The sequence below is a fragment of the Enterobacter sp. PGRG2 genome (assembly GCF_030291195.1).
GTDB lineage: Bacteria > Pseudomonadota > Gammaproteobacteria > Enterobacterales > Enterobacteriaceae > Enterobacter_D.
The window spans coordinates 3816363-3822312 of record NZ_CP127837.1; the positions used below are offsets into that span (position 1 = coordinate 3816363).

Genomic DNA, 5950 nt, shown 5'->3' on the forward strand with positions numbered 1-5950 from the left:
TCAGCCCGGCCCTTCGCTACCCGCCGCCAGCAGCGCTACCAGCACATCGCTGACTGGCGTTGCAATGCCCTGCGCCCTGCCGTAACGCTGGATCACGCCGTTGCGGATGTCCCATTCCAGCGGACGATTGGCCTGGCGATCCGCCAGAATAGAGGTGCCCAGATCGGCGGGCGCCCCCTGAAAGCCCGCGAGGATCTCCTGCGGCACCTCATCGCCCAGCACTGCCCCCTGCGCCCGCACCACCGTCAGACATTCATTCAGATAGGCCAGCGTCAGCGCGGAAATATCGTCGCGTCTGAACATTCCGGCACGACGATTCGTCAGCACCATCAGCCCCGCCGCCGCGTTCTGCAACAGCTTGCGCCAGGCAATGGAGAGAAAATCCCCGGACAGCTCCACCGCGCAGCGCGTGCCGCTCAGGGCATCGGCAATGCGCCTGGCCGCAGGCACGTCCGGCAGGGTCAAACGCGGTTTAGCCCGCAGCCAGACGGAGGCATCCGCTTCCCGCTGCGCCGGAAACCATACCACCGAGGGCACCACGGTTGCGCCCTGCACATAAGGTTCAAGCTGGCTTTGCTGTTCAACACCGTTTTGCAGCGCGCACACCACGGTGTTTTGGTCGCACAACTGCGCCAGCCACCGCGCGCAGTCGGCGTCCTGGGTGGTTTTCATCGCCACGAACAGCAGATCGACCGGCTGGCTGACCGCCGCCGGATCGTTAAGCACCGGGCCGGGCACCAACACCTCCCCGTCGTCATCGCGCAGAATTAACTGCGGATGGGCGGTGCGCCCGCACAGCAGCGGCGTGCGACCCGCTTCATGCAGCGCAGCCGCGATAGTGGTACCAATAGCGCCCGGACCAAGCAGGGCAATTGCAGGACGATCGGACATCATGTGCTCTCCTGTTCTGGTTAATTACCCAACAGTGTATCAGCAGCCTTGCAAAGCCATCAGTCCTGAATCTTCAGCCTTTGTAACGCGCGGCGGCTTCCGCCTGGTTGATGTCGGCCATCAGCGCCTGTCGACTGGCGTCGAGGGCATCCCAGCGGGCGGCGTTGCGTAAGGGAGGAATGGTCACAGGCTCACGGCGATCAAACCCGACCAGCGCGGCATCCACCAGCTCCCCCGCGTCCATAAACTGTGTCGAGTGAGCGATGTCGATCCCGGCGCGCTCCCAGCTCTCGGTGTAGGTCCCGGCTGGTAGCACCGCCTGCACATACACGCCGCCGGGGGCGAGTTCGGCCTGCATTCCCTGTGACAGAAACAGTACAAAGGCTTTGGTCGCGCCATACACCGACATGGCAAATTCCGGCGCCAGCCCGACCACGGAACTGATGTTAACGATAGCGCCCTCACCCGCCTGGACAAATCGTGGCGCGACAGCGCTGGCCAGCCGGGTGACCGCCGTGACGTTCAGCGCGATAAGGCGCTCAATGGACGCCGGGCTCTGATCCGCCAGCCTGCCGGTCTGCGCAATGCCCGCATTGTTAACCAGAATGCCGATCTGTTCATCCTCGCGCAGGCGTGTTTCGACACGCGCTACGTCACCGGACAGGGTGAGATCGGCGGCAAGCACATCGACGCTCACCCCGGTTTCCTGTTGCAGGCGCGCGGCCAGCGCATCCAGTCGGGCTTTGTCGCGCGCCACCAGCACAAGATCGTGGCCGCGGCGGGCGAAACGTTCAGCGTAAACGGCACCAATTCCTGAGGAAGCGCCGGTAATGAGGACGGATGGAGTGGTCATAACATACCCTTCTTGAATGCGTTAACGGTTTCCGGCGTGCCGGGGGATGGTGCGGGTTAATGATGATGATCGTAATCTATCCTGTCAACATTTTTGATTATGGTCATCATCAATGTATACTTGCCGCAGGAATGTTCAGCATTGAAGGCGTAACAATGAAAGTGTCGAAAGAGCAGGTTCGTGAAAACCGCATGCGGATTGTCGAAACGGCGTCGGCGTTGTTTCGGGAACGGGGTTATGACGGCGTGGGCGTGGCGGAGCTGATGGCGGCCGCCGGGCTGACCCACGGCGGGTTCTATAAACATTTCGCCTCGAAAGCGGATTTGATGGCGGAGGCCATGCAGTGCGGTTTTGCGCATTCAGCAGACCATTCCGCCGGGACAAGTCGTGAGCAGTTTATTGCTCGTTATCTTTCGCGCCAGCACCGTGATAACAAGGGCCAGGGTTGCGTGATGTCGGCGCTGGGGGCGGATGCGTCCCGCCAGTCTGAGACGATTAAAGCCACCTTTGCGGCGGGTCTTGAACAGCAACTGGCACAGCTGAGTCAGGAGCAGGATGCGGACGGCAAGCGGCGTGCCGGGGTGATCGACACGCTGGCGCATCTGGTCGGCGCAATGGTGTTATCCCGCGCCTGCCCGGACGACTCGCCGCTGGCGGATGAAATCCTCGCGGTCTGCCGCGCCCGCCTTCTGGATGAGAACACGCCGGAGCAGTAAGCTTCCCGGCGGTGTCATTATCAGAGCCAGGTTTCGTGCAGATGTCGCCACATCACCCGGCCATCTGCGCCGGTTTCGAACACCGCCGTGGCAAAGCGCAGCGTTTCGCCCTGCCCCGGGATCGTCTGCCGCTCCTGATAAGTGACGGTAGCGCCGTTTTCGCTTTCCGCTATCAGTTGCAGATCTTCAATGGCAATTGTCAGCCCCGCCCGCACGCCGCGCTGGGTGCGGAACAGATTATCCACCGCGGTAAAATCCATGATGGCACCGCGCGGCGTCACCATCGAGAACGCCGGGCAAAAGCGTGATAATAATTCGTCGCACACCGCGTCCGGCGTGTGGGCATCGCCCAGACAATCGCGGATCAACACGTGGGCATCCCGTACTTCCTGAAAATAACGATTCATTGTTGCTCCTGATTAAGTTTTAAAACCACGTGCTGATTAGCGATCCGCAGGCAGCACACTATGGGGATGAGCGCGCTGCCCGCTGCTATCAAAAAGCACAGATGATACGCCTGCATCACCGGCAGCCCGCCTGCCGCCAGTAAGCCATACAGCAGGCTGATGACGGTCACGCCGCAGCAGAAACTGAGCTGACGATTGATGTTCCACAGGGCGCTGGCATCCGCCAGATCCGCCCCGTTAATCTGAATAAATGCCGCACTTTGCGCGGTGCTGCTGCACAGACTGCTGCCAAAGCCCATCAGGGTGAAGGCCAGTATACACAGCGGCACATCCGCCGCACTGGCCGTCAGTGCCAGCAGGCCGATCCCTGCGCCATGCACCAGACAGCCGGTGATAAACAGCGGGCGCGGCCCCAGGCGGTTGAAGGTTCTTCCCGTCAGGGTGATCGCCACAAAAGAGGCCAGCGCCCAGGGTAGCATCATTCCGCCGGTGACCGTGGCTGGCATCGTTAACAGGTTTTGCAGATAAAGCATGGCGACAATACTGACGCCGGTAAAAATGCCGGGCACGAACTGATAGATCAGCATCGCGGTCTGCAACAGCGGATCTTTCATCAGCCGCAGGTTAAGCAGCGGTGCGGGTTTGTTCAGGGCATCCCGCACATAAGCGGCCATCACAAGTAATCCGAGCGCGAACAGCAGCGCTCCCTGCCACAGATAAAGCCGCTCGCCTGCAAAGGTTAAGCCGGTGAGGATCAGGATCAGCGCCACGCCGCCACTGACTAACCCGCGCAGATCCAGCCGCTCACCCGTGGCTGAAGGCGCATCGGGTTTAAGCCAGCAGCCTGCCAGTATTAACGCCACCAGCGCCAGCGGCAGGCTCGCCAGAAACACCCCGCGCCAGTGACCACTTTCCACAAAAAGCCCGCCGAGCGCGGGCGATAACGCCGGAGCCAGCAGCGCCACCAGCATCACGGCGGACGATAGTTTTGCCCGTTCATGGCTGCGATAAAGCGCGTAGGTCATCGTCTGCCCGATGGGGATCAGCAGCCCGCCGCCCAGGCCCTGCACGCCGCGCCAGGCAATCAGCGAATAAATGGATGAGGCGCTTCCCGCGCCGCAGGTGCCGGCGATAAAAATCCCCAGCGACAGCATAAACACCCGCTTCGCGCCGATGCGCCGCGCCAGCCAGCTGCTGAGCGGGATCACCAGCGTCAGCCCTAAAATATAGGCGTTACTGATCCACGCCAGCTCGCTGACGCTGGCCGCGAACTGGCGGCCAATCTCGGGATAGGCCACGCTAGCGATAAACATGTTCACCAGATCGATAAAAAATCCCAGCAGATACACACAGGCCACCCGCGCACGATACGTCATGTTTTTCTCAGCATTAACAAACAGAGCGCGCACTATAAGCGCCGTACGGCGGCGGATAAATTCCCTTCCCGTGGTTTTACTGTCAAAATAATTTTGACAATCAGGATGCCCGAAGGAATGAACGATGGTGAATATGCAGCGGCTGGGGATGTTTGTGGCGGTGGTGGAGGCCGGCAGTTTTACCCGCGCCGCGCAGACGCTGGGGCTGACGAAAGCGGTGGTGAGCGTCAATATCAAACAGCTGGAGCAGGAGCTGGGCGTGGCGTTACTCACCCGCAGCACCCGTAAGGTGGCGGTGACCGATACCGGCGAACGCTTTTACCATCGCTGCCAGCAGTTGCTTCAGGACGCCGAACGGGTGCTTGACGAGGTGCGCGGCGATCACGGCGGTCTGCGCGGTTTACTGCGTATCACCACCACCCCGGAATATGGCGCGCGCGTGGTGGTGCCCGCACTGGCTGACTTTGCGGCGTTGCACCCGCAACTGCGCATCCAGCACGTGGCCTCCTCGCAAAACAACGATCTGATTGCCGGGCGTTTTGATGTGGCGATCCGGCTCGGACAACTGGCGGATTCCACCCATCATGCGAGGCTTATCGACCATTTTGATATTTACCCGGTCGCCTCCCCTGCTTATCTGAGCACGCTTCGCGATGGCGGTATCAGCACTCCCGAACAGCTTGCCGGGGCGACGTGGATCGCCCACAGCCGCCTTTCATCGCCGCTGAACTGGCAGGTCGTGCAACCCGATGGCGATACGCTGCTGTTTGCGGCAAGCCAGCCGCCTTCCATTATGGCTGACAGCGCGGCGGCGTTGCTGGCATTCGCGCTGAGCGGCGCGGGCGTGGCGCTGTTGCCGTCATGGCTGGTGCAGGACGCGCTGGCAGCAGGAACGCTGATCGCCGTGCTGCCGGATCACCGTTTTCCCCGCCAGGGCATTTACGCGCTCTACCCGAATACCCGTCACGTGCCGGAGAGGGTCAGAGGCTTTATTGATTTTTTACACGCCCGCGTTAGCGTGTGAGGATTTGCGGGACGCCATTCTGCGGAAATTGCAGTAATAGCCGATGGAAGCGGTGAGGCAGAGCATATAGCCGAAAGATTCGCTGCCCTCCTCCACGGCGTTTTTCACGATGCGCACGTAGCCGTCCGCGAGGACCGCATGCCATATCGCCTGCATACCAAACAGCCGGGAGAAGACCAGCACCGCCAGCAGACCGCTCAGCATCACGCCGTACCAGGGCGAACGGATGTACTGCGTCAGCTGGGCCAGCGTCTGGCGGTAATGTTTCAGCGGCAGAATGACCGCGCAGAGCGTCGCCAGCAGCGCAAACCATACCCAGCTGCCGTGGGAAATCAGATCAAAGACCGCATCCAGTTCGCGGATCAGCATGGTCAGGAAGAAGCCGCCGACCAGGATATTGCAGTAGCGCAGCAGCTCATGCTTTTTCGCCAGCAGGAAATGAATGGCGACGATGCCCGCTAATACCAGCTCCTGCACGATTTCAGTCAGCGAAACTTCGGGAATATCGTGGTCAAAAATAGCGATATCGCCCCACAGGCAAAGTACGGCAACAGAGCTGAGCGCCGCCGCGCCAAGAAAGAAAAGAAAGGTTCTGAGTACAGCCATTACTACCACCCAAAATGTACAAAGGCAGTATGTTAGGTTATGGGAAGGGGAAATTCCTGTTCAGTTTGTGCGATATA

Annotated in this window: 7 protein-coding genes; 2 read left to right on the forward strand and 5 right to left on the reverse strand. The window is 60.6% G+C overall.

The features are described 5' to 3' along the window. Together QRD42_RS17040 and QRD42_RS17045 are read right to left on the reverse strand one after the other, a co-directional pair. The gene (locus QRD42_RS17040) at positions 1-891 is read right to left on the reverse strand and encodes an oxidoreductase (protein ID WP_321988783.1); all 891 of its coding nucleotides are present in this window, start codon (positions 889-891) and stop codon (positions 1-3) included. A gap of 73 nt (positions 892-964) precedes the next feature. After that, positions 965-1744, reverse strand: coding sequence for an SDR family NAD(P)-dependent oxidoreductase (locus tag QRD42_RS17045; RefSeq protein WP_321987683.1), 780 nt, complete (start codon positions 1742-1744; stop codon positions 965-967). Between the two features lie 155 nt (positions 1745-1899). Between QRD42_RS17045 and QRD42_RS17050 the strand changes: the two genes are divergently transcribed. Further along, complete coding sequence (locus QRD42_RS17050; RefSeq protein ID WP_321988784.1) at positions 1900-2460, forward strand: TetR/AcrR family transcriptional regulator; 561 nt, start codon at positions 1900-1902, stop codon at positions 2458-2460. Positions 2461-2480: 20 nt separating this feature from the next. On the opposite strand, the gene QRD42_RS17055 is transcribed toward QRD42_RS17050, so the two are convergent. Continuing rightward, positions 2481-2867: a DUF4440 domain-containing protein gene (locus QRD42_RS17055; RefSeq protein WP_321987684.1), complete on the reverse strand. Its 387-nt coding sequence runs from the start codon at positions 2865-2867 to the stop codon at positions 2481-2483. Then, a complete protein-coding gene (locus QRD42_RS17060; protein WP_321987685.1) occupies positions 2864-4243 on the reverse strand; it encodes an MFS transporter in 1380 nt (459 codons plus the stop codon). Before QRD42_RS17060 ends, QRD42_RS17055 begins: the two co-directional genes overlap by 4 nt. A 124-nt stretch (positions 4244-4367) precedes the next feature. Between QRD42_RS17060 and QRD42_RS17065 the strand changes: the two genes are divergently transcribed. Then, positions 4368-5267 (forward strand): LysR family transcriptional regulator, encoded by a 900-nt coding sequence (locus QRD42_RS17065; protein WP_321987686.1) that lies wholly within the window; start codon positions 4368-4370, stop codon positions 5265-5267. On the opposite strand, the gene QRD42_RS17070 is transcribed toward QRD42_RS17065, so the two are convergent. Continuing rightward, entirely contained in the window at positions 5244-5873 is a 630-nt protein-coding gene (locus QRD42_RS17070) for a transporter (protein WP_321987687.1), read from the reverse strand. The two genes, QRD42_RS17065 and QRD42_RS17070, sit on opposite strands and share 24 nt — an antisense overlap. Between the last annotated feature and the right edge of the window lie 77 nt (positions 5874-5950).